The organism is Actinomadura rayongensis (genome assembly GCF_009831215.1).
Taxonomy (GTDB): Bacteria; Actinomycetota; Actinomycetes; order Streptosporangiales; family Streptosporangiaceae; genus Spirillospora; species Spirillospora rayongensis.
The window spans coordinates 1211002-1235628 of sequence record NZ_WUTW01000002.1 but is presented as its reverse complement, the minus strand read 5'-3'; the positions used below and the strand labels follow the sequence as shown (position 1 = coordinate 1235628).

At 73.5% G+C, this 24627-nt stretch carries 23 protein-coding genes; 15 read left to right on the top strand and 8 right to left on the bottom strand.

Going from position 1 to position 24627, the window contains the following annotated elements; all coding sequences use genetic code 11:
• Positions 1–139 precede the first annotated feature (139 nt).
• Genes GQ466_RS15075 through GQ466_RS15065 form a run of 3 tightly spaced genes read right to left on the bottom strand, consistent with a single transcriptional unit; the run spans position 140 to position 2752 of the window.
• Positions 140–1357 carry an arginine deiminase gene (locus GQ466_RS15075; RefSeq protein ID WP_161103462.1) on the bottom strand — a complete coding sequence of 406 codons (1218 nt, stop codon included), beginning with the start codon at positions 1355–1357 and terminating at the stop codon, positions 140–142.
• Positions 1358–1391: 34 nt separating this feature from the next.
• Positions 1392–2153: an SDR family NAD(P)-dependent oxidoreductase gene (locus tag GQ466_RS15070; RefSeq protein WP_161103461.1), complete on the bottom strand. Its 762-nt coding sequence runs from the start codon at positions 2151–2153 to the stop codon at positions 1392–1394.
• 14 nt (positions 2154–2167) lie between these two features.
• Entirely contained in the window at positions 2168–2752 is a 585-nt protein-coding gene (locus tag GQ466_RS15065) for a TetR family transcriptional regulator (protein ID WP_161103460.1), read from the bottom strand.
• 119 nt (positions 2753–2871) lie between these two features.
• Here GQ466_RS15065 and GQ466_RS15060 point away from each other — a divergent pair, with 119 nt between their 5' ends.
• The gene (locus tag GQ466_RS15060) at positions 2872–4158 is read left to right on the top strand and encodes an MFS transporter (protein WP_161103459.1); all 1287 of its coding nucleotides are present in this window, start codon (positions 2872–2874) and stop codon (positions 4156–4158) included.
• On the opposite strand, the gene GQ466_RS15055 is transcribed toward GQ466_RS15060, so the two are convergent.
• Positions 4128–5339, bottom strand: coding sequence for an MFS transporter (locus GQ466_RS15055; RefSeq protein ID WP_161103458.1), 1212 nt, complete (start codon positions 5337–5339; stop codon positions 4128–4130). The genes GQ466_RS15060 and GQ466_RS15055 overlap by 31 nt on opposite strands.
• Before the next feature lie 83 nt (positions 5340–5422).
• Here GQ466_RS15055 and GQ466_RS15050 point away from each other — a divergent pair, with 83 nt between their 5' ends.
• The 4 genes from GQ466_RS15050 (at position 5423) to GQ466_RS15035 (ending at position 8099) form a co-directional block, all read left to right on the top strand.
• A complete protein-coding gene (locus GQ466_RS15050; RefSeq protein WP_161103457.1) occupies positions 5423–6331 on the top strand; it encodes a LysR family transcriptional regulator in 909 nt (302 codons plus the stop codon).
• Positions 6332–6505: 174 nt separating this feature from the next.
• Positions 6506–6787, top strand: a complete 282-nt coding sequence (locus tag GQ466_RS15045; RefSeq protein ID WP_237417877.1) for a type II toxin-antitoxin system Phd/YefM family antitoxin — start codon at positions 6506–6508, stop codon at positions 6785–6787.
• Between the two features lie 7 nt (positions 6788–6794).
• Complete coding sequence (locus GQ466_RS15040) at positions 6795–7076, top strand: type II toxin-antitoxin system RelE family toxin (RefSeq protein ID WP_161103456.1); 282 nt, start codon at positions 6795–6797, stop codon at positions 7074–7076.
• Between the two features lie 132 nt (positions 7077–7208).
• Positions 7209–8099 carry an endonuclease/exonuclease/phosphatase family protein gene (locus GQ466_RS15035; RefSeq protein WP_161103455.1) on the top strand — a complete coding sequence of 297 codons (891 nt, stop codon included), beginning with the start codon at positions 7209–7211 and terminating at the stop codon, positions 8097–8099.
• Between the two features lies 1 nt (position 8100).
• Here GQ466_RS15035 and GQ466_RS15030 read toward each other — a convergent pair whose 3' ends face one another.
• Complete coding sequence (locus tag GQ466_RS15030) at positions 8101–9654, bottom strand: long-chain-fatty-acid--CoA ligase (RefSeq protein ID WP_161103454.1); 1554 nt, start codon at positions 9652–9654, stop codon at positions 8101–8103.
• 158 nt (positions 9655–9812) lie between these two features.
• Between GQ466_RS15030 and GQ466_RS15025 the strand changes: the two genes are divergently transcribed.
• A complete protein-coding gene (locus GQ466_RS15025) occupies positions 9813–11009 on the top strand; it encodes an RNA-guided endonuclease InsQ/TnpB family protein (RefSeq protein WP_161103453.1) in 1197 nt (398 codons plus the stop codon).
• 100 nt (positions 11010–11109) lie between these two features.
• Here the strand turns inward: GQ466_RS15025 and GQ466_RS30735 are convergent, their stop codons facing one another.
• Positions 11110–11280, bottom strand: coding sequence for a hypothetical protein (locus GQ466_RS30735; RefSeq protein WP_202420439.1), 171 nt, complete (start codon positions 11278–11280; stop codon positions 11110–11112).
• Between the two features lie 311 nt (positions 11281–11591).
• On the opposite strand from GQ466_RS30735, the gene GQ466_RS15020 reads away from it, so the two are divergent.
• Positions 11592–12977: an FG-GAP-like repeat-containing protein gene (locus GQ466_RS15020; protein WP_161103452.1), complete on the top strand. Its 1386-nt coding sequence runs from the start codon at positions 11592–11594 to the stop codon at positions 12975–12977.
• 61 nt (positions 12978–13038) lie between these two features.
• On the opposite strand, the gene GQ466_RS15015 is transcribed toward GQ466_RS15020, so the two are convergent.
• On the bottom strand, positions 13039–13401 hold the full coding sequence (locus GQ466_RS15015) for a hypothetical protein (RefSeq protein WP_161103451.1): 363 nt from the start codon (positions 13399–13401) through the stop codon (positions 13039–13041).
• A 168-nt stretch (positions 13402–13569) separates the two neighbouring features.
• Between GQ466_RS15015 and GQ466_RS15010 the strand changes: the two genes are divergently transcribed.
• The 3 genes from GQ466_RS15010 to mptB are packed head-to-tail and all read left to right on the top strand — an operon-like array spanning position 13570 to position 16114.
• The gene (locus GQ466_RS15010; RefSeq protein ID WP_337193511.1) at positions 13570–13905 is read left to right on the top strand and encodes an STAS domain-containing protein; all 336 of its coding nucleotides are present in this window, start codon (positions 13570–13572) and stop codon (positions 13903–13905) included.
• A gap of 32 nt (positions 13906–13937) precedes the next feature.
• Positions 13938–14654 carry a glycosyltransferase family 2 protein gene (locus tag GQ466_RS15005; protein ID WP_161103449.1) on the top strand — a complete coding sequence of 239 codons (717 nt, stop codon included), beginning with the start codon at positions 13938–13940 and terminating at the stop codon, positions 14652–14654.
• A complete protein-coding gene (gene mptB, locus GQ466_RS15000) occupies positions 14651–16114 on the top strand; it encodes a polyprenol phosphomannose-dependent alpha 1,6 mannosyltransferase MptB (RefSeq protein WP_161103448.1) in 1464 nt (487 codons plus the stop codon). Before GQ466_RS15005 ends, mptB begins: the two co-directional genes overlap by 4 nt.
• Here the strand turns inward: mptB and GQ466_RS14995 are convergent.
• Complete coding sequence (locus tag GQ466_RS14995; protein WP_202420437.1) at positions 16011–18206, bottom strand: DUF2339 domain-containing protein; 2196 nt, start codon at positions 18204–18206, stop codon at positions 16011–16013. The genes mptB and GQ466_RS14995 overlap by 104 nt on opposite strands.
• 39 nt (positions 18207–18245) lie before the next feature.
• Here GQ466_RS14995 and GQ466_RS14990 point away from each other — a divergent pair, with 39 nt between their 5' ends.
• The 5 genes from GQ466_RS14990 to GQ466_RS14970 all read left to right on the top strand — a co-directional run.
• Positions 18246–19568 carry a glycosyltransferase 87 family protein gene (locus GQ466_RS14990; protein ID WP_161103447.1) on the top strand — a complete coding sequence of 441 codons (1323 nt, stop codon included), beginning with the start codon at positions 18246–18248 and terminating at the stop codon, positions 19566–19568.
• On the top strand, positions 19568–20020 hold the full coding sequence (locus GQ466_RS14985) for a DUF4446 family protein (RefSeq protein WP_161103916.1): 453 nt from the start codon (positions 19568–19570) through the stop codon (positions 20018–20020). Before GQ466_RS14990 ends, GQ466_RS14985 begins: the two co-directional genes overlap by 1 nt.
• 70 nt (positions 20021–20090) lie before the next feature.
• Positions 20091–21008 carry a prephenate dehydratase gene (gene pheA / locus GQ466_RS14980; RefSeq protein WP_161103446.1) on the top strand — a complete coding sequence of 306 codons (918 nt, stop codon included), beginning with the start codon at positions 20091–20093 and terminating at the stop codon, positions 21006–21008.
• A gap of 95 nt (positions 21009–21103) precedes the next feature.
• A complete protein-coding gene (locus GQ466_RS14975) occupies positions 21104–23035 on the top strand; it encodes a hypothetical protein (protein WP_161103445.1) in 1932 nt (643 codons plus the stop codon).
• Positions 23036–23045: 10 nt separating this feature from the next.
• The coding region (locus GQ466_RS14970) for a hypothetical protein (protein ID WP_161103444.1) at positions 23046–24627 on the top strand (1582 nt) is incomplete at its 3' end.

The window sequence follows — 24627 nt, the reverse complement described above, 5'->3', positions numbered from 1 at the left end:
CACGCACCCCCGGCGGAACGGACGTGCCGGACGCCTTGTAAGGTCCTCTCCAAGCTCGGGCGCTGTCGTGCCCCCGTCGGCACCGCCCGAGCGCCAAACCTCGCGACGCCCCAGGTCCCCGGCCTGGGGCGGTCGCGTTTCAGGCGGTCGGCGCGCCCGGCGGCGGGTCGCGCAGGATCGGGCAGGACATGCAGCGCGGCCCGCCGCGTCCGCTGCCCAGCTCGCTCCCGCTGATCCGGATGACCTCGATGCCCGCGTGCTCCAGCTGCGCGTTCGTCTCCACGTTGCGCTCGTAGGCGACGGCGAGGCGGGGCGCGACGGCGAGCGTGTTGTTGCCGTCGTCCCACTGCTCGCGCTCGGCCGTCACCGGGTCCAGCCCGGTGTCGATCAGCCGGAGCCGCGCCACGCCCATCGCCTCGGCGGCGGCCGTCAGGAACGGACGCGGCTCGCCCGTGCGCGGCTCCCCGTCCACCGACGTGACGGTGTACGCGGTGAGCGAGTCCGCGACCGGCGGGTACATGACGACGGCGTCCACGTCGACCATCGTGCAGATGGTGTCGAGGTGCATGGTCGCGCGCTGCTGCGCGATCGGGACGGCGAGGACCGTCCGCGCGAGCCCCGCCCCGAACACCTGGCGGGCCAGCCGCTCGGCCCCGGCGGGCGTCGTGCGCTCCCCGACTCCGACCGCGATCACGCCGGGCGCGAGCAGCAGGACGTCGCCGCCCTCCAGGTGCTCCAGCGACGGGTCGTACACGCGCTCCACGCCCGCGAACCGGGGGTGGTGCCGGTAGATGAGGTCCGTCAGCGCGGACTCGCGGCGGCGCGCGGGCATCGCCAGGCTCGTCACCGCGACCCGCTCGCCGAGCCACGTGCTGCTGTCGCGGGTGAACAGCAGGCTCGGGAGCGGGTCCACGATGAAGTCGGCCGGGTCCATCAGCCGGTAGACGAGCCCGTGGCCCGCCTTCAGCTCCTCGTGCGCGAGGCCCGCGATGAGGACGGACGCCAGGTCCTCGGGGTCCTGCCCGCACAGGTGGTCGCGGACGATCGCCCGCAGCCGGTCGCCCCACCGCCGGTCGTCGGTGACCCGCGCGATGGCCTGCTCGCGGGCGTGCTCGAACTCCAGGACGTCCTGGAGCAGCTCGGTCAGGTAGAGGACCTCGACGTCCCGGTCGCGCAGCGCCTGCGCGAACGCGTCGTGCTCCTCCTGCGCCCGGCCCACCCACGGGATCGCGTCGAACAGGAGCTTGTCGCTGTTGCGCGGGGTGAGCCGCTTCAGCTCGGCGCCGGGCCGGTGCAGCAGGACGGTCCGCAGCCGCCCGACCTCGCTCGTGACCCGGTGCTCGCTTGTCTCCGTCACCCTTCGCAGTCTAAGTGGGCAGGATTTCCTGACTTCAGGCGGAGGACCCTCCGTCGACCAGGAGGTCGGTTCCGACCACGTACGAGGCCTCGTCCGAGGCCAGCCACAGGACGGCGGCGGCGACCTCGTCGGCGTCCGCGACGCGGCCGATGGGCAGCGACGCCTTCATGCGGTCGGCGCGGTCGGCCTCGGTCTCGCCGGGACGCAGCGACATCGGCGAGTCGATCGGGCCCGGGCTGACGGCGTTGATCCGGATGCCGTCGCCGGTGTGCTCGCGCGCGGCGTTCATCGTCAGGACGCTCACGGCCGCCTTGGACGCGGCGTACGCGCTCGCGCCCGGCAGCCGCCCGTGGACGCCGATCCGCGACGACGTGTTGACGATCGCCCCGCCGCCGGTCGCGCGCATCGCGGCGATCTCGTGCTTCATCGACAGGAAGACGCCCTTGAGGTTGACGTCGACCACGTCCGACCACGCCCGCTCGTCCTGGTCGGCGACCGGGGCGAGGGCGCCGAACACCCCGGCGTTGTTGAACGCGACGTCGAGCCGTCCGTGCCGCTCGACCGCCGCGCCGACCATCGCGGCGACGCTCGCCGCGTCGGTGACGTCCACGGTGACGCTCGACGCCGTGCCGCCGGCCGCCTCGACGGCCGCGACGGTCCGGTCCAGTTCGGCGCGGTCGCGTCCGGCGGCGACCACGTTCGCGCCCGCGCGGCCGAACGCCACCGCCGTCGCGCGACCGAGCACGCCGGAAGCGCCCGTAATCAGCACGGTTCTGCCAGTAAATACAGGAGACATGGAAACGATCCTTGTTAGTTGACTGAACGTTCCTGAATCGCGCCCATGGCGTGCTCCACGGCGTCCCAGAGCCGGCGCGGGTCCGGGTCGGCGCGGCCGACGACCCGCAGCCCCTGGAGCACGACGAGCAGGAACCGGGCGAGCGACCGGGGATCGCTCCCGGCGGGGATCTCGCCCTGCTCGCGGGCGCGGACGAGGGCGGCGGCGAGCGCGGTCTCCAGGCCGTCCCAGGACGCCGCGACGCGGCGCGCCGCCGCCGGGTCCCGGGGCGCCGTCTCGATCGCCGCGTTGACGATCATGCAGCCGCGCGAGGAGGCCAGATCCGCGGTGACGTAGGCGTCCAGCACGCCCCGGATCGCGGGCAGCGCCGGGCCGGGGCGGGCGAGCGCCTCCACCGCGTCCGACCGCTCCTGGTAGCGCTGGAGCGCCGCGAGGTACAGGTCGCGCTTGCCGCCGAACGTCGCGTACAGGCTCGCCCGGCCGATCCCGAGCCGCGCCACGAGGTCCGCCATCGACGTCGCCTCGTAGCCGCGCTCCCAGAACAGCTCCAGGGCCCTCTGGAGCGCGACGTCCGGATCGAACTCCTTCGTTCTCGCCACGGTCCCGACCGTAACGTCATCTGGAACGAACGGTCAAGAAAATGGACGGTCAGAACGAATCGTGAAAATGGCCGAAACCGGGGAAAGCGCTGTGACGCAGGGAATGTCACGATGCGAGGATGGCCGATCACGCATACGCACTGCCCCTCCACCTCACGGCCGCCACCCTGCTGCGGATCTCGGCCGAGGGACTCGCGACCGCGCTGGTTCTGACCGTCCAGGCCCGGACCGGCGACGCCGCCACCGCCGGCTTCCTCCAGACCGCGATGACTCTTCCGTACGTGCTGAGCGGCCCGGTCATCGGGCACGCGCTCGACCGGACGCGCCGCCCCGGCCGGTTCGTCGCCGCCGTCGCGGCCGGCTACGCGGTCGCGATGGCGGCCCTGCTCACGATCGCGGGCCACGCGCCGCTGTACGCCGCGTTAGGGGTCGCGCTCGTGATCGGGCTGACCGAGCCGGTCGTCGTGGCCGTGACCGGGCTGCTGCCGCGCTTCGTCCCGGCCCACCGGCTGCCCCGCGCGTACGGGCTGGAGGCCGCGAGCTACAACGTCGCGGCGATCACCGGCCCGGCGCTCGCCGCGACGATCGCGACCGCGACCGCCGCCGACTTCTCCGGCCTTCCGGTCATGGCGGGCGCGCTGCTCGGCGCGCTCGCGCTCGTGTTCCTCCCCGCGCCGGGGTCGGCGGCGGTGCCCGAGCGCCCGAAACGCGCCGCGCACGCGTCGGCGCATGCCCCCGCGCCGCCGCGTCCGGTCCGTCCGGACGCCCGCGCGCCCGACCGGACGGGCGCGCTGCTCGGCGGGGCGGAGGTGCTGGTGCGCAACCGGGTCCTGCGCGGGCTGACGCTCGCGACGACGTTCGCCAGCGTCGGCCTCGGCGGGATCGCGGTCACGACCGTCCTGCTCGGGCGGCGGCTCGGCGGGGACGAGGCGTCCGGCGGGCGGCTGCTCGTCGCGCTGGCCGCCGGGTCGCTGCTCGGCTCGCTGCTGTCCAGCCGCCTGCTCACCGCCCGCTTCGCCGAGCCGGTCATGCTCGGCGGGCTCGTCGCGTTCGGGACGGCGCTCGCGTCGCTCGCCGTCGTCCCCGACATCCTGTGGGCGACGGTCGCGTGCGCGGCGGCGGGCCTGTTCGAGGGACCGGCGTTCGCGGCGACGCTCATGCTGCGCCAGCGCGAGGCGCCGCCGGGACGGCTCGGCCAGGTCAACACGACGGCGGGCAGCCTGAAGATCGGCGCGTCGGCGATCGGCGCGGCGCTGACCGGGGCGCTCGCCGAACGCGTCGGGCCGTTCGTCCTGATCGCGGGCATCGGCGCGTTCCCGCTGATCGGCGTGGTCACCGGACTGCTGGTGTTGCGCGGACAGTCGTTCGGCCGCCGCTACGAACCCACGCTGGAAGGTGAGGCGTGACGGATCGCCGGGAGCAGCAGCGGCGTGGCGAGCATGAGAAGACCGGCGGCGGCGATGGCCGTCCGGACGCCCGCGACGTCGGCCAGCACGCCCCACAGTCCGGTCAGCGCCGCGATGACGGCGCTGCTCGTGACCGTCCACGCCGCCAGCGTGCGCGCGACGCGGTCCTGGCCGGTGCAGTCGAGCCGGTAGGTCGCGAGCACCGGGTTGAACACGCCGATGCACGTGACCAGGCAGAACTGGAGGACGAGCACGAGCACGAGCCCCGCCGCGCCCGGCCGGACGAACGCCAGCCCGACCGGCCAGCACGCTCGCAGCGTCCCGGCCGCGAGCAATACCGCGTGCTGGCCGTACCGCCCGACGAGCGGACGGGCCAGCCGCGCCCCCACCAGCCCGCCCGCGCACGGCAGCCCGAACGCGAGCGTGTACTCCCAGGGCGAGAAGCCGAGGCGGCCGAGCATGAGCACGGCCAGCAGCGGCTCCGTCGCCATGATCAGCCCGGACACCAGGACCGTGTTGAGGAACAGCGGACGCAGGACCGGGTGGCCGAGGATGTGCCGCCAGCCGTCCAGCACGCCGTCCGCGCCCCGGCGCCGCGCGACGGGCTCGGGCTCCCCGCCGCCCGCCGCGCCGAGGCACGCGGCCGACACCAGGTAGCTGGCCGCGTCCGCCACGACGGTCGCGACCGGCCCGCACAGCGCGATCACGGCGCCGCCGAGCGACGGGCCGAGCACGGTGGACGTCCAGGTCGTGGACTCGAACCGTCCGTTCGCGGCGAGCAGGTGCTCGGGCGCGACGATCATCTTCAGATACGCGCCGCTCGCCGCCCGGAACGCGATCTTCGCGGCGGCGGCGACCACCGACACGACCAGGAGCTGGACGAACGTCAGCGCCCCGCACACGTACGCGACGGGCACCGTGGCCAGCGCCCCGAACCGCACGAGATCCATCGCGACCATCACCGGCCGCTTGCGCCGGAACTCCACCCACGGGCCGAGCGGGACGGCCAGCGCCGCGCCCACCGCCGTCCCGGCCGCCGACAGCAGCGCGATCTCGGTCGCCCCGGCGTGCAGCACGCGGATCGCGAGGAACGCGAACGCGCCGAAGCCGAGCCCCGTGCCGTACGAACTCACGGCGTACGCCGCCCACAACCACCCGAAACGCCGTCCCACGCGAGCCATCCAAGCGAGGGCCGAACGGCCCGGGCAAACAACCGGAACACCCCTCGCCGCACAACTCACGGTTGTGCGGCACGATGACCGGCATGGACCTCGCCGCCGTGCGCACCTTCCTCGCCGTCGCGGACTGCGGACGGTTCCAGGACGCCGCCGCCGAGCTGTCCCTCACCCAGCAGGCCGTCTCCAAGCGCGTCGCCGCCCTCGAACGCTCCTTGGACGCGCGGTTGTTCACCCGGACGTCGCGCGGCGCTCTGCTCACGATCGACGGCCAGGCGTTCCTGCCGCACGCGCGCGAGCTGATCCGGGCGGCGGACCGGGCCGCCGCGTCCGTCCGGCCCGGCCGCCGGGCGCTGCGCGTGGACGTCATCGGCCGCCGCCTCGCCCCCGCCGACCTGCTGCGCGACTTCCACCGGACGCGCCCCGACCTCGACCTCGACGTCGTGACCCTCTTCGACGCGGACGCCGCCGTCGACGCCGTCCGCGCGGGGACGATCGACGCGTCCTTCCGGGCCGTCGCGCGCCGCCCGCCCGACGACGTCGCGGCCGAACGCGTCCACGACGAACCGATCCAGCTCGTCACCGGCCCGGGCCACGCACTGGCCGCCGCCCGCGCGATCCGCCCCGAAGCCCTGAAAGGCCACCGGATCTGGATGCCCGGCCTGGTCCCCGGCACCGAGTGGGCGACCTACTACGACGACCTGGCCGCCGCCTTCGACCTCACCATCGAGGTCACCGGCCCCGACTTCGGCACCGAACCGCTCCTGGACACGATCGCCGACTCCCGCACGCTGGCGACGTTCGTCGGCGAACGGACGCGCCTCGTCTGGCCCGCCGACCACGGCCTGCGCCGCATCCCCCTGCGCGACCCGACCCCCGTCTACCCGCACGCCCTGATCCACCGCCGCGACAACCCCCACCCGGCCCTCGCCGCACTCCGCACCCACCTCGGCGCACCCCCGGACGTCCCCGGCACCTGGACCCCGCCCTGGGCCTGAAAAACCCTTCGACACCCGAACGTCCGGTTCGTACTGTGGACGTCATTCCACGCGGCCGGCACCCGGACGCTCGCGGGCCAAGGCCCGCTGAGCGCGGTGCCGGCCGCTTCCCCGTTCCGTCGCGCGCGACTGCGACCGCCGTTGTCACTCATGTACATCTGATACATTTATTACATGATCGAGCCGGTGATCGAATCCATGGCGGATGTCCGTGCGCACCTCGCCGACGTCATCGATCGCGCCCGCCGGGAGGACACCCCGACGATCATCACGCGGCGGGGCAGGCAGGAAGCCGTCGTGATCGACGTCCAGGAGTACCGGCGCCTGCGCGAGCTGGCGGAGAGCGCCGAGGAGGCGTGGCTCAACAAGCTGGCCGACGAAGCCGAGACCGAGGGCACGGAGGGGTCGGTCTCCCTTGAGGAGATGGCCGCCCTGCTGCGCACCGACCAGAGCTGACTTCGGCATGGGGTACGTCACGCGCTTCACGCCGCACGCCCAGCGGACAATGCTCAAGGTCCCGCGTCCGGACGCCCTGCGCATCCTGCACCGCCTCGCCGACCTCCAGAAGGCGATGGACGCGGGGGACACGGCGCACTTCGACATCAAGGCCCTGCAGGGACACAGCGCCCGCTGGCGACTCAGGGTCGGCGACTACCGCGTCGTCTACACGGTCGAGGACGGCCAGTTGATCGTGTGGGTCCTGGCCGTCGGCAACCGCCGCGACATTTACCGCGACGTTCCCTAGCGCGCGGCCGGGCGGGGATCTGCGCTGTTTCCGGCGTGGACGGGGCGGGTGCGGGCGAATCGCTGGCGGGAGACGATCTTGTGTGGTGAGATTTCGGGGCAACCACCGCTGAAACACCCCATGGAGTGACGTGTGCGTGGCCCCCGCGCCCTGATTCCCCTGCTCGCCGTCTGCGGCGCCGGTGCCGTCGTCGCGTTCGCCGGCGCCGGTGCCTCCATCGAGAAGGGGGACGCTCCCGCGCTCGCCGACGGCGCGCAGCAGGCGCCGAAGGCCGCGACGATCACCGCGATGACCTGGAACGTCTGCGGCGACGCGGTGCCGGGCTGCCCGCTCGGGGGGCGGCCCGCCGAGCTCGTCCGGGCGGTCGGGCACGAGGCGCGTGCCAACACCGTCGGGGGACGGCACGTGAAGGCCGACGTCCTGCTGCTCCAGGAGGTCTGCTCCGCGCAGGTCGCCGCGCTCGGCGCGGCGCCGGTGTTCCACGGCTGGTCGTGGCAGTTCAGCCCGGACGCCAAGGACGCCACGTGCGCGAACGGGCAGGGACGGCCCGGGGTCGCGATCGGCAGCCGCGTCGCGCTCGGCGACGTCCGCAGGCTGCGGCTCCCGGCCCCGCGCGGGCACGAGCGGACGGCCGTCTGCGCGACCGCGCCGGCCTGGGGGACGCGCCTGTGCTCCGCCCGGTTCAGCGCGACCGGCGAGGACCCGCGCGGCGAGTGGCGGCGCAGGCAGGCCGCGCGGCTCGCCGAGGCGGCGGGCCCCGGACGGGTCGTGTTCGGCGGCGACCTGACCGACGTCCCGGCCGGACGCGCGCTGGACGGCCTCTACCGCGACTACGCCGAGTGCGACCAGGGACCGAACGCCCGCGACGGCGCGGCGACGCTCCAGAACTGGTCCGGTGCGGCGGTGTCCAAGACCGACTACCTGTTCACGAACCGGACGGCGGCCACGTCCTGCGGCGTGGCGCGGACGCCGAACCGGGCGTCCGACCACCGCGCGCTGACCGCCGTGATCCGGTTCTCGTGAGTCAGTGGACGGACCGCGTCTGGTCCGTCCAGTAGGGGGCCCGCAGCTCGCGCTTGAGGATCTTGCCGGTCGGGTTGCGGGGGATCGCGTCCCGCCGCTCGACCGACGACGGGCACTTGAAGTGCGCCAGCCGCTCCCGGCAGTACGCGATGAGGTCGGCCTCGGGCACGTCGGCGGCGAGGACGACGAGGGCCTTCGGCGTCTCGCCCCACCGCTCGTCCGGCACGCCGATCACCGCGCAGTCGGTCACCGCCGGGTGGCTCATCAGGACGTTCTCCACCTCGGCCGGGTAGATGTTCTCGCCGCCCGAGATGATCATGTCCTTGACGCGGTCGTGGATGTAGACGTAGCCGTCCGCGTCCAGGTAGCCGACGTCGCCGGTGCGGAAGAAGCCGTCCGGCAGCAGCGCGGCGGCGGTCGCGTCGGGCAGGTCCCAGTAGCCGGACAGGTTCATCCCGCCCCGGCACAGGATCTCGCCGACCTCGCCGGTCGGGACGTCCGCGAGCGTCGCCGGGTCCACGACGCGGATCTCCGCGCATGCGTACGGCAGGCCCGCGCTGCGCAGCCGTTCGGGGTGCGGGCCGTCGAGGTCGTGGTCCTCGGGTGGCAGGTAGGTGATCGCGCCCGTCGTCTCCGTCAGGCCGTAGACCTGCATGAACGCGGTGCCGGGCAGCAGCCGCATCGCGCCGCGCAGGACGTCCTCGCTGATCGGCGAGGCGCCGTAGAGGACGAGTTTCAGGCTGCTCAGGTCCGCCGTCGCGACCTCCGGGACGAGCTGGAGGAACTGGAGCAGCACCGGCACGAGGAACACGTGCGTCACGCGGTGCCGTTCGACGTCGCGGGCGATCCGCGCCGGATCGGGCTCGCGGGTGATGACGCCGGTCATCCCGTTGTAGATCGTCGCGACCGCGAGGATGTTCCCGGCGATGTGGTACATCGGCATCGCCGTCATGAGCACGTCGTCCTCGGACGTCTCCCAGAGCGTCGCGGCGAGCGGCAGGACGGTCCCGTAGTTGGCGTGGGTGAGCATCACGCCCTTCGGCCGGCCGGTCGTCCCGGACGAGTAGAGCTGCGCGAACACGTCGTCGGCCGCGGGCACGTGCTCCGGCGGCGCGGCGCCGTCGTGCGCCTCGACCCAGGCGGTGTAGTCGGTGCGGCCCTCGCCGCCGACGACCAGGCAGAGCGACGTGTGCTCCAGCCGGCCCGCGACCGCGTCGAGCACCGGCACGAACTCCGGCCCGACGACGAAGACCTTCGCCCGCGCGTTGCCGACGATGTAGGCGACCTCGTCCGGCGCGAGCCGGTAGTTGACCGGCACCTGCACCGCGCCGATCCGCGCCGCCGCGAACAGCAGCTCGACGTACTCCAGCGAGTTCTTGTCCAGCATCGCGACCCGGTCGCCGGGCCCGACCCCGGCCGCGGCGAGCGCCGCCGCGGCCCGGTCCACGCGGCGGTCGAACTCCGCGTAGGTGACGCTCGTGTCGCCCGCGTGGTACGCGACGCGGTCGGGGTGCCGCCGCGCGCGTTCCCGCAGGACGTCGGTCAGGCCGGTCATGTGGTCCTTCCTTCGTGGATACCCCCGGCTTCGGCGGGGGGAGGAGACGAAGCTCTCGCGAAGCGGGGCAGGGGAAGCGGGTTCGCCGTCAGGGCGGGCCCGTGCCCGCACTCAACGACCCGCACCCCGTCACAAGCTGACGCGTTAGCGTGTGAGTCGTGAAGGCCAGCCATGTGAAGCGGGCGTTCAGATACCGCTTCTATCCGACCGAGGCGCAGGCAGCCGAGCTGTCGCGGACGTTCGGATGCGTGCGGAAGGTCTACAACCTGGCTCTCGCGGCGCGCACGGAAGCGTGGACGCGGCAGGAGCGGGTGAACTACAACCAGACGTCGGCGATGCTGACGGCGTGGAAGAAGACCGAGGGGCTCGCCTACCTCAATGAGGTGTCCTCGGTGCCGCTCCAGCAGGCGCTGCGGCACCTCCAGACGGCGTTCACCAACTTCTTCGGCAAGCGTGCGAAATACCCGCGGTTCAAGTCGCGGAAGAAGTCGCGCAAGTCGGCCGAGTACACGACCAGTGCCTTCCGGTACCGCGACGGGCGGCTGACGCTGGCGAAGATGGCCGGACCACTCGACATTGTGTGGTCGCGTCCGCTTCCTGAGGGTGCGGCCCCGTCCAGCGTGACGGTGTCGCAGGACGCGGCCGGCCGCTGGTTCGTGTCCCTGCTGTGTGAGGACCCCTCCGTCCAGCCGCTGCCCGCCACCGACACGGCCGTGGGGATCGACGTCGGACTTGACCACCTGCTGACCCTGTCGACCGGGGAGAAGGTCTCCAATCCTCGGCACGAGCGGCGTGACCGCGCCCGTCTGGCCGCAGCCCAGCGGCGGCTGGCCCGCAAGGCCAAGGGCGATGGAGTCAACCGGGCCAAGGCCCGCCGCAAGGTCGCCGGGATCTACGCCCGCATCACTGATCGCAGGCGTGACCACCTGCACAAGCTCACCACTCGGCTCGTTCGTGAAAACCAAACGATCGTGATCGAGGACCTGGCCGTCCGGAACATGGTGAAGAACAGCAGCCTGGCCCGCGCCATCAGTGACGCGGCCTGGTCGGAATTCCGGAGCATGCTGGAGTACAAAGCCGAGTGGTTCGGCCGCGACGTGATCGCGATCGACCGCTGGTTCCCCTCCTCCAAGCTGTGCTCGAACTGCGGCACCGTGGCTGACACGATGCCGCTGAACGTCCGTGAATGGACGTGCGGCTGCGGAACGACCCACGACAGGGACGTGAACGCGGCGAACAACATCCTGGCCGTCGGGCTGACGGCGTCTGTCTGTGGAGCTGGTGTCAGACCTCAACGGAGAACTCCGAGCGGGCAGCCGGCGATGAAGCAGAAAACCTCACGGCGCGAGCCGTAAGAATCTCCCTCCTCCAGAAGGGAGAGGAGCCAAGGGGAGCCCCTCTCGTTCCGCATCATCGGGGGAACCGGTGCCCGGACGCAAGTGATTCCTTACATCGCTACCGGCCCTTCGAGGACTTCGCCACCAGCGTGACGACCAGGTAGATCACCGCGGCGACCATGCCGACGATGACGAACAGCTTCAGCAGCGAGAACAGCCAGCCGAGCATGGTGAAGACCAGCCAGATGGCGAGGATCACGCCGAGGATCGTGAGGAGAGTGCGTCCCATGGCGTCAACGGTATGCGGCGGTCAGGGGGACGTCATCACACTACGGGAGGACTCCGGCCCCCGACCCGAGACTGACCCCGACCCCGAGAGCACACCCGGGTTCACCCCCTGTGACCAGCGCCTCAGCACGTGATCTCGCTCATGGCCCGGCCCGTCCCGGTCGCCGCGAGACGGCCGCTGACCTGCGAAAACAGGGGCGTTTGTGCGCTGCGTCACGGACGGCCGGATTTTCCTTACCCGGAGTAATGTCCGCCGCGGGTTATTGGACGGCGCGTCCTACCGGGACGCGTATGACCCACGGGAGGAAAACGGTGCGCTCTCGGGCGGCTCATGCCCTGGCGCTCGCCGTCGTGACGGGTGCGTGCGGACTGGCTGCGGCCGGTCCCGCGACGGCCCGCGCGGCGGCGCGCCCCTACGACTTCGACGGCGACGGACGGCGCGATCTCGCGATCGGCAGCCCGGCCGGAACCGTGGGAAACACGAAGAAGGCCGGATTCGTCACCGTCGTGTACGGGTCGACGACCGGCGTGAACCCGCGCCGCAGGCAGCTCGTCACGCAGGCGAGCGCGAGCGTCCCGGGCGCCCCGGAGGCCGGGGACCGGTTCGGCGCGTCCCTGACCTCGGCGGACTTCGACCGCGACGGCTACGCCGACCTCGCCGTCGGCGCGCCCGGTGAGAACGGCCGCGCGGCCGACACCGGGACGGTGACGGTCCTGTGGGGCTCGCCGTCCGGCCTGCGCGGCGCGGCGGCCTACGGCGAGGGCGGCGCGGCCGGGAAGGGCCACCGGTTCGGCGAGACGCTGACCGTCGGCGACCTCCAGGGCGACGGGACGCCGGAGCTGTTCGTCACGGCGCCCGGCACGAGCACTTTCACCTGGCTGTCGTTCCGGGGACGCAAGGTGACCGTCCGGCCGGGAGCGCGGTCCGGCTACGGTTTGGACCGTTCCTGGATCGCGGCGGGCGACGTCACCGGCGACGGCCGCGCCGACGTCGTCTACGGCTGGTACGACCACGACGACCCCGAGGTGGGCCACCGGCGCGGTTTCACCCTGTTCACCGCGAACGGCCGGGGCGGGCTCGACCGCGGACGCACGGTCTACACGACCGTCCACGCGCTCGCCGTGGCCGACTTCGACGGCGACGGCCGCGCGGACGTCGCGGTCGGCGACACCTACGACCGCCCCTGGACGGGCGGCGCCGTGACCGTCCACCGGGGCACGCCCTTCGGCCTCGGCGGGACGTACACGCTGCACCGCGACACGTCCGGCGTCCCCGGCCGCGCGGTCATGGAGGACAACTTCGGCGCGGCGCTCGCGGCGGGCGACGCCGACGGCGACGGCCGCGCCGACCTGGCCGTCGGCGCGCCGAAGACCGACCACGGCGGCGCCTTCGACGCGGGCTCGGCCTACCTGCTCCACGGCTCGCCGTCCGGCCTGACCGGACGCGGCGCGCAGGAGATCACGAGAAGCACGAAGGGCGTCCCCGGCGCCGTCCGCGCCTACGAGCACCTGGGCGCCCAGGTGGCGCTGCTCGACCACGACGGCGACGGCCGCGCGGACCTCACGGTCGGCGTCCCGGACGCCGACGGCGGCAACGGCACGCTCATCACCCTGGGCAAGACCGTAACGACCATCACCGCAACGACCCTCGGCGTCAGATCCCGCACCGCCGCCCTCGGCACCCTCCTCGGCGGCTAGCCGCCCGCGCAAGGCGCGCTCGCGAGGACGAGCCGCCAGGCGAGTCCCCGCGAGCGTGGACTTAACCGCTCAACGCCTCATCCAGGACGCGCAGGGTGGGGCAGGGCCAGCGGGACATGCAGGAGCGGCAGCGCAGGATCGGCCGGGACGGGTCGCTGCTGATGCCGCCGCCGTCCTGCGGCCGGTGCAGGTCGGCGAGGCGCAGCGCCGTCCGCGTCAGGGCGAGCAGGTCGTCGCGCGCCGCGCCGAGGAACGCCAGGTCCTCGTGGGTGAGCCGGGCGCGGACGGCCACGTGCCCGGACCGGTTGACCAGCGGGGCGAGCAGCGGCGCGGCGTCGCGCCACGGCGCCGCCTTCAGCGAGCGGGCGCGGACGGCCTCCAGTCGTCCGCGCAGCCGCGCGTCCCAGCGCTCGGGCTCGGTCATGGGCGTCCTCCTTCGCGTCCGCCGGCTCCCAGCGTCCCGCACGCGGCGGTGCGACGCGGCGGCGAATCGCCGGGCGACCTGCCGGGACGCGCCCGGGCCCGGCCGTACGGGCGGGGTTCCGCGATGACGCTCTGGATCGAGGCGCGTTCGGTCGGTAGTGTGCCGGGGGTGGAGCTAAACGTCTCAACTTCGTCTCAAGGGGGTCACACCGTCGTTACGGCGACGGGTGAACTCGACCTCTACACCGCACCGCGCCTCCAGGCCGCGCTCGCCGACCTGCCCGACGACGCCGCCGACCGCATCACCGTGGACCTCAGCGGCGTGGAGTTCTGCGACTCGACCGGCATGAACGTCCTGCTGGCGGCGATGCAGCGGGTCCGGGACGGCGGCGGGTCGTTCGCGCTCGCCGCGCCGCGCACCGCCGTCCGCCGCATCCTCCAGGTCACCGGCCTCGACACGGTCTTCACCGTGGTCGACGCGGCGCCCGTGCCCGGCGTGGGCTGACCGCCGCCGCCCGCCGCACTACGATCGCCGGTATGCAGGACGCAGCGGTGATCATTCCCGCGAAGGACGAGGCGGACCGGATCGGCGCGACGGTCAAGGCCGCCGCGGAACTGCCCGGCACGGACCTCGTCATCGTCGTGGACGACGGCTCCCGGGACGGCACGGCGCGCGCGGCCGAGGACGCCGGCGCCCGCGTCGTCCGGCACAGCCGCAACCGGGGCAAGGGAGCGGCGATGGAGACCGGCGCGGAGGCCGTCCGCCTGCTCGACGACGGCGACCCGCGCCACCTGCTGTTCCTCGACGCCGACCTCGGCGACACGGCCCGGGACGCGGCGCCGCTCGTCGCCCCCGTCCGCGCGGGCACCGCCGACATGACGATCGCGGCGTTCAGCAGCACGGTGAAGCTCGGCGGCCACGGCTTCGTCGTCCGGCTCTCCCGCGACGGCATCCGCCGCGCCACCGGCTGGACCGCGACCCAGCCGCTCAACGGCCAGCGCTGCCTGACCCGCGCCGCGTTCGAGGCGGCCCGGCCGCTCGCCGCCGGGTTCGGCGTCGAGACCGCGCTGACGATCGACCTGCTCCGCAAGGGCTTCCGCGTCGAGGAGGTCGAGGTCCCGCTCGCGCACCGCGCCACCGGCACCGACTGGCGCGCCCAGCTCCACCGCGCCCGGCAGTTCCGCGACGTCGCGCGCGCCCTCGCCGCCCGCGAGCCCGCGCTGGACGCGCTGCGGCGCCGCGCGGGCGCGTGACCCTGGCCCGTCCCCGCACGGACGGCGCGACGACCACGCGGCGGCGCGCCGCGACGGGCGGGCTCGTGCTCGGCGGGACGGGTCTGGCCTGCGTCGTCGTCGTCGCTTTCCTCGGCCCGTCGGCGTTCGAGCCCGCGCTGCCCGGCGGCGGCCCTCCGTTCGCGCTGGCCGCGCATCCGTCGCCGTATCTCGTGGTCGCGCTGGTCGTCGCCGGGCTGACGGCGGGCGCGGCGGGGCTGGCGCTGTGCCTGCGGGCGGCGGGCGAGATCCCGGTGCGTCCGCTGCTGGTCGCGGGGCTGCTCACGGCGGCGGTGCTCGCGTTCCTCCCGCCCGTCGGCTCGTCCGACCACCTCAACTACGCCGGGTACGGGCGGATGGCGGTCACCGGCCACGACCCGTACGCCACGACCGCCGACGATGTGCCCGGCGACCCGGTGGCGGGCGCGGCGGAAGAGTGGCGGCGGACGCCGTCGGTCTACGGACCCGTCGCGACGGCCGGGCAGGCATTTGCGTCCTGGATCGGTGGCGACTCGCTGCGGCGCACGGTGTTCGTCCTGTCCGCGATGAACGTGCTGGCGTTCGCACTGACGGCACTGCTCCTGCACCGCATGGCCCGCGACGACAAGGCCCGCACCCGCGCCGCACTGCTGTGGACGGCCAACCCGCTGGTGCTCTACCAGCTCGTCGCGGGCGCGCACAACGACGTGTGGGCGATCGCCCCGATGGTGGCCGCGCTCGCGGTGTTCGCCCGTCCGGGCCGCGCCCGCACCGTGCTGACCGGCGTGCTCGTCGCGGTCGGCGCGGCGGTGAAGCTGCCCGCCGCGCTGGTCGGCGGCGGCCCGGCGTGGCTGCTGCTGCGCCATCGCAGGGCGGGCCTCGTCGCGCTGTTCGGCGGGGCGGGCGTGACGGCCGCCGTCCTGTTCGCGCTCGCCGGGCCGCACGTGTTCGACCAGACCGGACGCGCCGGCGGCATGATCTCGCTGGCCACGCCGTGGCATCTCGTCCGCCCGCTGCTCGGCCGGGACGTGATCAAGTACCTGGCCGCCGCGACCGGGATCGCCCTCGCGCTGCTGCTGTACCGGGGGCTGCCGACGTCAAAGGACGTCCCGCGCGACGACCCCCGCCGCGTCGCCGCCGCCCTGCTGCTCGGCTGGCTGTTCACCGCGCCGTACGTCCTGCCCTGGTACGACGGCTACGGCTGGGCGCTGCTGGCGCTGCTGCCGCTGTCCCGGTTCGACGCGGCGCTGCTCGTCCACACGCTCGCGCTGAGCGTGGCCTACCTGCCCGCGCGCAAGCCCGAGCTGATCGGCCTGCCGGACGGCCTGACCTGGCTGTTCACCACGCTGCGCCCGGACGTCATCCCGTGCGTGCTGACGATCGCGGCGCTGACGGTCGCGGCTCTGTGCGCGCGCCGGTCTCCAGGGACCGAATCGCCGCAGCGATCGTCAGCGGCACCGTGAGCAGCAGCGTCACGGTCAGGATGATGACGCCGGAGTCGTTGACGAGCGTCCCGATGATCCCGACGCTGAGCACCGCGATCAGCGCCGGGCCCATCGTCGTCGTGTCCCGGTAGGCGACGAGCAGCGGCCTCGCCCGCCACCGCGCCGGATCGGCCAGAGCGAAGTACAGGAACACGAGGACGACCGCGAGCAGCGCCGTGAGCGGCCAGAACCCGAGGCTGCGCGTCATCGCCTCGAACTTGCGCTGGACGACCTCGCCGCCGTTCCCCGCGACCAGGTCGTTCCAGAACTTCCCGAGATGCGTGGGATTGGCGCTGTGGGCGTTCCACCACGAGATCAGCAGGACCAGCGCCACGGCCGCCGCGCCGAACCCGGCGAGCCACCACCAGCGCAGCCGCCGCCCGGCGGCCAGCAGGGCGAGCATCGCGAACACCGGCACCATCGCGAGGACACCGCCGAAGTCGCTGCCCCACACCGGCAGCCCATCGACCGCGACCGCACCGACGCCGACGGCACCGATCACGAGCGCGGCCGTCCAGGGCTGCCCGGCGCGGACGCGGTACTCCGCCAGCCACGCCGCCGTCAACACCGCCGCCGCCGCGAACAGGGCGAACGCCTGGTTCCCGAACCCGTAGAACCGGCCCGCGACGAGCGCGGTGTACCCGAGGAACGTGTTCATCTGGAGGTGCGAGCCGGTCATGACGTCCAGCGCGAGCACCCCGGCCGTCACCGCCGCGATGATCAGGCTCGGGACGAGCTTGGACCGCCGCCACGGCCCGCCGAGCGCCGCGCCCGTCAGCAGCGCCCCCAGCACGAGGACCGTCGTCACCAGCACGGCCGCCGGATGCGACGACCGCCACCACGGGACGATCCCGGCGAGGAACGCCGACACCGGCAGCGCCCCGCCGAGCAGCGCCACGACCCGCGCCGCGCCGAGCACGCGCCGCCGCCGCGCGGTCCCCGGTCGGCGCCGCAGCAGCAGCCACGCGCCGCCGAGCAGCACGATCTGCGCGACCACGACGGTCGAGATGAACGAGCCCTGCACGCTGCGGATGGCCTGCGCGGCGACGTCCTGGTTCCCCAGCCCGTCGATCTTCGACGCCGTGGCCTCGTCGGACGTCTGCGACCGCCACGCCGAGCCGACCGCCTCGTCCGACTGCGGGAGGCCGAGCAGCTTCAGGGCGGTCGCGGTGACGTCCGTCAGCGTCACCAGGCCCGGCCGGTGCGTCGCCGACGACGTCAGCAGCCCGCGCGGGAACGCCGTCGGCCCGCCCGGCGTGGTCGCGCCGATCGCGATCCGCAGATGCGGCGGCACGCCGATGTCCGACAGGCCCGCGACCAGCACGTTCGTCCCGGGCGGCAGCGCGGCCAGCACCGCCGCGACGCGCTGGTCCGCCGTGCTGACGGCCCGCGCCCGGACGGCCTCGGCCACCGCCTCCTGCTCGCCCTTGGCGTCCACCCCGGCGGCCTGGTAGGCGCGGAACAGGTCGTCGATCTCGACGGCGGACAGGCGGCAGCGCGTCCAGTCCTCCGGCCGCGCGCGGTCCGGGGCGGAGACGTAGTGGTCGACGCGGCCCGTACCGTCCGCGAGCCCATAAACCGCGCCCGCACCGACCGCGAACGTACAGTCGCCCGCGCGGTGGACGGCGTCGCCGAGCAGCCCGACGCGCGAGTGGTAGGTCGTCGCGGCGTTGTCGGCGCGGATCGCGGGCCAGTCGGCGGCGGTCGCCCCGCCGGACGGCGTCGCCGCCGGGGTCGCGGGCAGCAGGCAGTCGCCCGGCTCCAGCCGCGACCGCTGACCTGCCGAGACCGTCAGCCAGCCGTCCGTCGGGCAGGTGCCAGGCCGCGTCGTCCGCACCGAGAGCGCCGCCGCGCCGCCCTGGCCCGCCAGTTTCCACAGGGTGGGCGTGCGGGTCGCGGTGACGTCGCTCCACATCATCCCGGGAACGCCGATGACGACCGTCCGGGACGGCGGCGCCGCCTCGGCGGGCGCGGCGAGAAGCCCCGTCCCGGCGAGCAGCGCGGCGACCGCGACCAGCGCCCTGACCACCGCAGAGCACGGCCTTCCGGTTCCCGCCCCGTACTGCGCCATGAGGTCAGGTTAGTGGGCGAGTTGGTCCAGGATGGACGCATGCGTGCAGGCAGCAGGACCCCGCCGTGGATCGTCGGCCTCGGCGTTCTCGTCGCGGTCGCGGCCGTCGCGCCCCTCGTGGTGAAGTGGCTGAACAACCCGCCCGACCAGCGGATGGTGGACCTGGAGGTCTACCGGGAGGGCGGCGCGGCGATCCTGCGCGGCGCCCCGCTCTACGACGTCCTGACCCAGCCGCCGCAGCTCCTGCCGTTCACCTATCCGCCCTTCGCGGCCGTGCTCGCGGTGCCGTTCACGCTGCTGCCGTGGAAGGCCGCGCAGTGGACGTGGACGGCCCTGATGTACGCGGCGCTGACCGTCGCCGTCCTTTATGCCTTCCGCGACCTGATCCGCCGCGCGGGCCGCTGGGCGCCGGTCGCGGCGGGCGCGCTCGTCGGCGCGACGGCCTGGCTGTGGCCCGCGTCCGACCAGATGCGCTTCGGGCAGGTCGGGTTCCTGCTGATGGCGCTGTCCCTCGCCGACTGCTGCGCGCGCTCGGCCCGCTGGCCGCGCGGCGTCCTCGTCGGCCTGGCGATGGCGATCAAGCTGGTGCCGGGCGTGTTCTTCATCTGGTTCTGGATCACCGGCCGCCGCGAGGCCGCCCGGACCGCCGTGCTCACCGCGCTCGCCGCCTGGGGCGGGGCGTTCGCGCTGCTGCCCGCCGACTCGCGCGACTACTGGTTCGGCGCGTTCCTCCAGGGCGGGGACCGGACGGGCGCCGTCGGCGGCACCACCAACCAGGCCCTCAACGGGATGCTCGCGCACGTCCTGCCGGAGAGCCCGTGGCGGTCGCTGCTGTGGCTCGTCCTCGCGGTGGCCGTGGCGCTGCTCGGGCTGCGGCTGGCGCGGCGGGCGACCATTGCGGGCGACGCGCTCGGACGTCCGGGGCCGTTCGGCGGCACCGACCTGACGCGCGCCGCCGCCGCCGGACCGTCCGCCTACACCCTGCTGCTCGCCGGGGTCGCGATCACCGGGCTGCTGTCGGTGCTGCTGTCGCCCGTCGGCTGGATGCACCACCTCGTCTGGATCATCGCGGTGCTCGGCGCGCTGGCCGGAGACGGCCGCGACGTCCGCCGCTGCCTGCTCGCGCTCGGCGTCTGGCTGTACTACCTGACGCCGCTGCCGTGGCGCGGCGCCGCGCTGTCCGGACGCGAGCACGCGCTGCCCGTCCGGATCGTCGGCCGGATCCTCCAGGACGCCTTCGGACTCGCCGCACTCGCCCTGATCGTCGTACTCGGCGTCTGGTTGGTGAACCGTGTGCGAACGTCCGGGGATCATGGGGAACGTACGCACGGCGACGCGCGGGTGGGTACCCTCACTCCGTGATGCTTGTCGCCGTGGCCGTGGTAGGGCTGGTCGCCGGAGTGGCCGGAGTCTCCGTCGGCGTGGTGGCCTACCGGCGGGCGAACCAGGTCGTGGACGAGTGCGCGGCCGTCCTGCGCCGCCAGCTCCAGCTCGCCGGCACCACCAGCGTGGACCCGAAGGCCCTGCGCGACCTGGCGATCGTCCACTACGACGCGCTGAAGGAGATGTCCGGGCACCGCTCGTTCTCCCTGGCGCTGATCAACGCGGGCGGCGACGGCGTGATCATCTCCTCGATCATCGGGCGCACCGAGACCCGGACGTACGCCAAGCCCGTCCGCGACGGCCATCCGGTGGACGGCCTGTCCCCCGAGGAGAACCAGGCGCTGCGCGCGGCGCGGCTCGGCAAGGGCCCGATCGTCACCATGGACGACCCGCTGCCCGACTTCGGCATCTCCCCCAGCAAGGCGGGCTGACTCACGCCCGTAACAGGCGGGATAAGCTGGTCACGTCAGCATCACGCGCTTCTCGCGGGGGACGGTCCACGTGCGTTACGCCTATCTCGGTCCGCAGGGGACGTTCACCGAAGCCGCCCTGCTGCGGTTCCCGGGCACGGCCGACGCCGACCACCTGCCGCTCGCGACCGTCCCCGCCGTCCTGGACGCGCTGCGCCGCGACGAGGCCGACGGCGCGGTCGTCGCGCTGGAGAACTCCGTCGAGGGCTCGGTCCCCACGACTTTGGACGAGCTGGCCACCGGTGAACCGCTCCAGATCGTCGGCGAGGTCAACCTGCCGGTGTCGTTCGCGCTGCTGGTGCGGCCCGGCACCCGCCTCGGGGACGTGAAGACCGTCGCGTCGCACCCGATCGCGCAGCCGCAGTGCCGCCGCTGGCTCGCCGAGCACGTCCCGGACGCCGAGTGGCGCGCGGCGACGTCCAACGCCGAGGCCGCCCAGCACGTCGCCGACGGCCACTACGACGCGGCGCTCGCGGGCTCCTTCGCCGCCGCCCGCTACAACCTGGACGTGCTCGCCGAGGACATCCACGACGTCGCCGACGCGGTGACCCGCTTCGTCGCGCTGCGCCGCCCCGGCCCGCCGCCCGCCCCGACCGGCGCGGACCGCACCACCGTCGCCGCGTTCATCGGCGCCGACCACCCCGGCGCGCTGCTGGAGATCCTCACCGAGTTCTCCGTGCGCGGGATCAACCTGACGCTGATCCAGTCCCGTCCGACGGGCGCGCGCCTCGGCTCCTACCTGTTCTGGATGGACTTCGAGGGCCACGTCCAGGACGCCCGCGTCGGCGAGGCCCTGATGGGCCTGCGCCGGATCTGCGCGGACGTCCGCTTCATCGGCTCCTACCCGCGCGCGGACGCCGTCCGTCCCGACATCCGCCGCGGCACCCACGACGCCGACTTCGCCGCCGCCGCGTCCTGGCTCGCCTCCCTCCGCACCGGCACCCGTTGATCAACTTGTGATCTGACGCGAGTCATCCTCACATTCCTGCCCGGCGTCTCCTTCTACGGCCGCGCCCATGCGGCCCGTCCCAGGAGGTCGCGTTCGTGCGGAAACCCGCCGTTCTGTCGCTCGCCGTCGGCGCGCTGCTCGCGCTGCCCGTCGCCGTCCCGCCCGCCTACGCGGCGCCGCCCACGTCCGCGAGCATCCAGACGACGTTCGACCAGCTCGACCCGCAGCGGCTGCTCACCGTGGCGGTCCAGGTGGCGTCGCCGGACGGGGTGAAGGAAGTCCGGGGGCTCCTGAACGACCGCAGCCAGAACGGCTACTACGACACCGTTCCGTTCACGCGGACGGCGGGCACCGCCGAGGACGGCACCTGGACGCTGACCTACCACCTCGACGCCGAGCAGCACCCCGGATCCGGCGCCGTCATCGTCGAGATGGTGAGCGGGACGGGCGAGATCTCCCGGCGGGTCGCTCCGTTCACGAACTGCTACCGGACGCAGTTCACCGAGATGGCGGCCGATCCGGGCGTCATGGACTACGACACGCCCGTCGTCCACGCCTCGGGACGGCTGCTGCTCCAGCGGTCGCGCGACGTGGCCCCCGAGCCCGTCCCGGCGGGCACGGCGATCATGGGATTGACGAAGCCCGTGGCGACCGACGGCGACGGACGCTTCGCGGTCGACCTCAACCGGGTTCCGTCCGCGTCGGCGTCCGTCCCGTCGTCGAACGAGCGGCTGTGCGGTTCGTCCGCCTGGGTGCCGTACCGGACGGTGCGGCAGGAGATCCTCCTGGAGGCCCGGCAGACGAGCCCGTCGCCGACGCCCGCCGGGGGCGAGATCACGATCGAGGGCACGGTGCGCCGACGGTCGGCGAGCGGGCTCGTCCCGGACGGGGGCCAGAAGGTCGCGGTCGGCATGATCGTGTCCGGCGGCAACAAGTACTACAACGCCGAATCCGCCGCGGACGGGACGTTCCGGGTCACGTTCCCGGTGGCCAAGGGCGGATCGTGGAACGCGTGGTCGCCGGAGACGGACTTCACCGAGGCGAGCAACGTGGTGCGGGGCGAGCCGGACCAGCGGACCGGCACGCCGGTCTTCTCCGGCATCAAGGCCGGCAGCCCGGTCGAGCGGAACGGGCTCGTCGGGATCACCGGACGGCTGACGCGCTCCGAGAACGGCACCCCCGCGCCCATCGGCCGGACGACCCTGGACATCGAGTTCTCGCCGGACGGCAAGACCGGCTGGACCAAGGTCTCCGACAGCGGCTGGGTCTCCGACGACGGCGAGGTCTCCTCGTTCGAGTACGCGACGCGCGACGGGTACTGGCGCCTGCGCTACCGCGGCGACACCACCACGAAGCCCGGCTACAGCCCGGCCGTCTACGTGGACGTCCGCACGGACACCTACTTCTACGACTTCAACGCCGCGCCGGAGCCCGTCCGCAAGGGCGGCACGCTGACCGTCAGCGGCAAGCTGTACCGCCGGCCGGGCGACGACTGGACGCCCTTCCCCTCCGGAGCGAAGGTCGCCATCCAGTTCCGGGCGGACGGCGCCACGACCTGGACCACGATGGGCACCACCACGACCGGCAAGAACGGCGTGTTCCGCAAGCAGTTCACCGCGTCCAAGAAGGGCGCCTGGCGCGCGACCTACGCGGGCGACGCCACGTACATGCCGCGGACGAGCGACGCCGACAACGTCGAGGTCGGCATCAGGACGCTGTTCACGTCGGCGTTCAACGCCTCGCCCGAGCCGGTCCGCGCGGGCGCGTCGCTGAAGGTGGCCGGGAAGCTCGTCCGGTTCATCAACAACAACTGGGTCCACGCGGGGTCGGGCGCGGTGATCCAGATCCAGTTCAAGGCGTCCGGTTCGTCCACCTGGACCACGCTCGGCACCACCAAGACCACGTCCGCCGGCACGTTCGCCCGCACGTTCAAGGCCGTCAAGGACGGCACCTGGCGCGCCGTCTACACCGGAAACTCCACCTACCTCCCGTCCACCGGCCCGACCGACTACGTCGACGTCCGCTGAGGTGCCTCCCATGCGCAAGCCGTCCGTCCTGTCCCTGGCCGCGAGCGCCCTGGTCGCCGCGCCCCTCGCGGCCGTCCCGCCCGCCTTCGCCGAGGCCGTCTGCTACAGCACGCTGATCGAGGCGGCGTCGACCCCGGCCCGCCTCGACCTCGACCACCCCGCCGCCCATATCACCGGCCGTCTGCTGGCCCGCAGGTCCAGCACCGAGGATCCGGTTCCCGTGCCCGGCGCCACCCTGAACGTGACCCCGAACGGAACGGTCACGACGGCCGAGGACGGGACGTTCGCGACGGATGTCCGCGACAAGTCCTGGACCGCGCTGTCCTTCCCCGGCGACGGCCAGTACTGCAAGGCGGCGACCAAGACCGTCGACCACCCGATCGATCAGAGCGAGGTGACGCTGACGGCGAAGCGGGAGCCCGCGTCGGACCCGCTCCAGGTCGGCGACGCGGTCACGGTGGCGGGCACGCTGACGCACGGGACGACCCCCGCGAGCGGCGTGAAGGTCGTGCTCGAAGCGGCCGGGAAGGACCAGCCGAAGACCTACGCGACCACGACGGGCGCCGACGGCGCGTACTCCATCACGTACGTCCCCGAGCGGGGCGGCTCGTGGTCCGTCCACGCGGAGAGTTCGCTCTACACGAAGGAGACGCCCAAGGTCTGGGGGTACGTGCGCGTCCAGGACGCCGTTCCGCTGTTCTCCGGCTTCACCGTGACCCCGAACCCCGCCGCGTACAGCCTCCCGGTGCGGATCCGGGCGAAGCTGGAGCGCCTCGACATCGACGGAAGCCGGAGGATCATTGGGCCTACATGGGTGGACGTCGAGTACTCCGCAGACGGCAAGGCCGGCTGGACGAAGGTCGCCCGCGCGTGGGTGAACGCGCAGGGCGAGATCGACTCCCTCGACCTCGATGCGACGAAGGACGGCTACCTGCGGCTCAGCTTCCCCGGTGAGGAACTGTCCCTGACCAGGCCGGGGACGAGCGAGGCCCGCTACCTCGACGTCCGCACGGGCACCGACTTCACCCAGTTCAACGCCGCCCCCGAACCCGTGCGGACGGGCGGCACGCTCACCGTGAGCGGCATCCTGCTGCGGCTCGCGGGCAAGGCCTGGACGCCCGTCGGCTCGGGGAACAAGGTCACGATCCAGTTCCGGGCGGACGGCGCCACGACCTGGACCACGATGGGCACGACGACGACCGACAGGAACGGCGCGTTCCGCAAGCAGTTCACCGCGTCCAAGAAGGGCACCTGGCGCGCGACGTACGCGGGCAACGCCACGTACACGCCCGCCACCAGCACGGGCGACGAGGTCGTGGTCGGCACGCGGACGGCGTTCGCGTCCGGCTTCAACGCCTCGCCCGAGCCGGTCCGCAAGGGCGCGTCGCTGAAGGTGGCCGGCAAGCTCAACCGCTATGTCGGCGACCGGTGGGTGCACGCGGGGTCGGGCGCGGTGATCCAGATCCAGTTCAAGGCGTCCGGCTCGTCCACCTGGACCACGCTGGGCACCACCAAGACCACGTCCGCCGGCACGTTCGCCCGCACGTTCAAGGCCGTCAAGGACGGCACCTGGCGCGCCGTCTACACCGGCA

Bases quoted from the DNA above. Each gene is read 5' to 3' on its own strand.
- GQ466_RS15070 (WP_161103461.1), bottom strand. From the start codon at position 2,153: ATGTCTCCTGTATTTACTGGCAGAACCGTGCTGATTACGGGCGCTTCC.
- GQ466_RS15060 (WP_161103459.1), top strand. From the start codon at position 2,872: ATGGCCGATCACGCATACGCACTGCCCCTCCACCTCACGGCCGCCACC.
- GQ466_RS15055 (WP_161103458.1), bottom strand. From the start codon at position 5,339: ATGGCTCGCGTGGGACGGCGTTTCGGGTGGTTGTGGGCGGCGTACGCC.
- GQ466_RS15050 (WP_161103457.1), top strand. From the start codon at position 5,423: ATGGACCTCGCCGCCGTGCGCACCTTCCTCGCCGTCGCGGACTGCGGA.
- GQ466_RS15045 (WP_237417877.1), top strand. From the start codon at position 6,506: ATGATCGAGCCGGTGATCGAATCCATGGCGGATGTCCGTGCGCACCTC.
- GQ466_RS15040 (WP_161103456.1), top strand. From the start codon at position 6,795: ATGGGGTACGTCACGCGCTTCACGCCGCACGCCCAGCGGACAATGCTC.
- GQ466_RS15030 (WP_161103454.1), bottom strand. From the start codon at position 9,654: ATGACCGGCCTGACCGACGTCCTGCGGGAACGCGCGCGGCGGCACCCC.
- GQ466_RS30735 (WP_202420439.1), bottom strand. From the start codon at position 11,280: ATGGGACGCACTCTCCTCACGATCCTCGGCGTGATCCTCGCCATCTGG.
- GQ466_RS15015 (WP_161103451.1), bottom strand. From the start codon at position 13,401: ATGACCGAGCCCGAGCGCTGGGACGCGCGGCTGCGCGGACGACTGGAG.
- GQ466_RS15005 (WP_161103449.1), top strand. From the start codon at position 13,938: ATGCAGGACGCAGCGGTGATCATTCCCGCGAAGGACGAGGCGGACCGG.
- GQ466_RS14995 (WP_202420437.1), bottom strand. From the start codon at position 18,206: ATGGCGCAGTACGGGGCGGGAACCGGAAGGCCGTGCTCTGCGGTGGTC.
- GQ466_RS14990 (WP_161103447.1), top strand. From the start codon at position 18,246: ATGCGTGCAGGCAGCAGGACCCCGCCGTGGATCGTCGGCCTCGGCGTT.
- GQ466_RS14985 (WP_161103916.1), top strand. From the start codon at position 19,568: ATGCTTGTCGCCGTGGCCGTGGTAGGGCTGGTCGCCGGAGTGGCCGGA.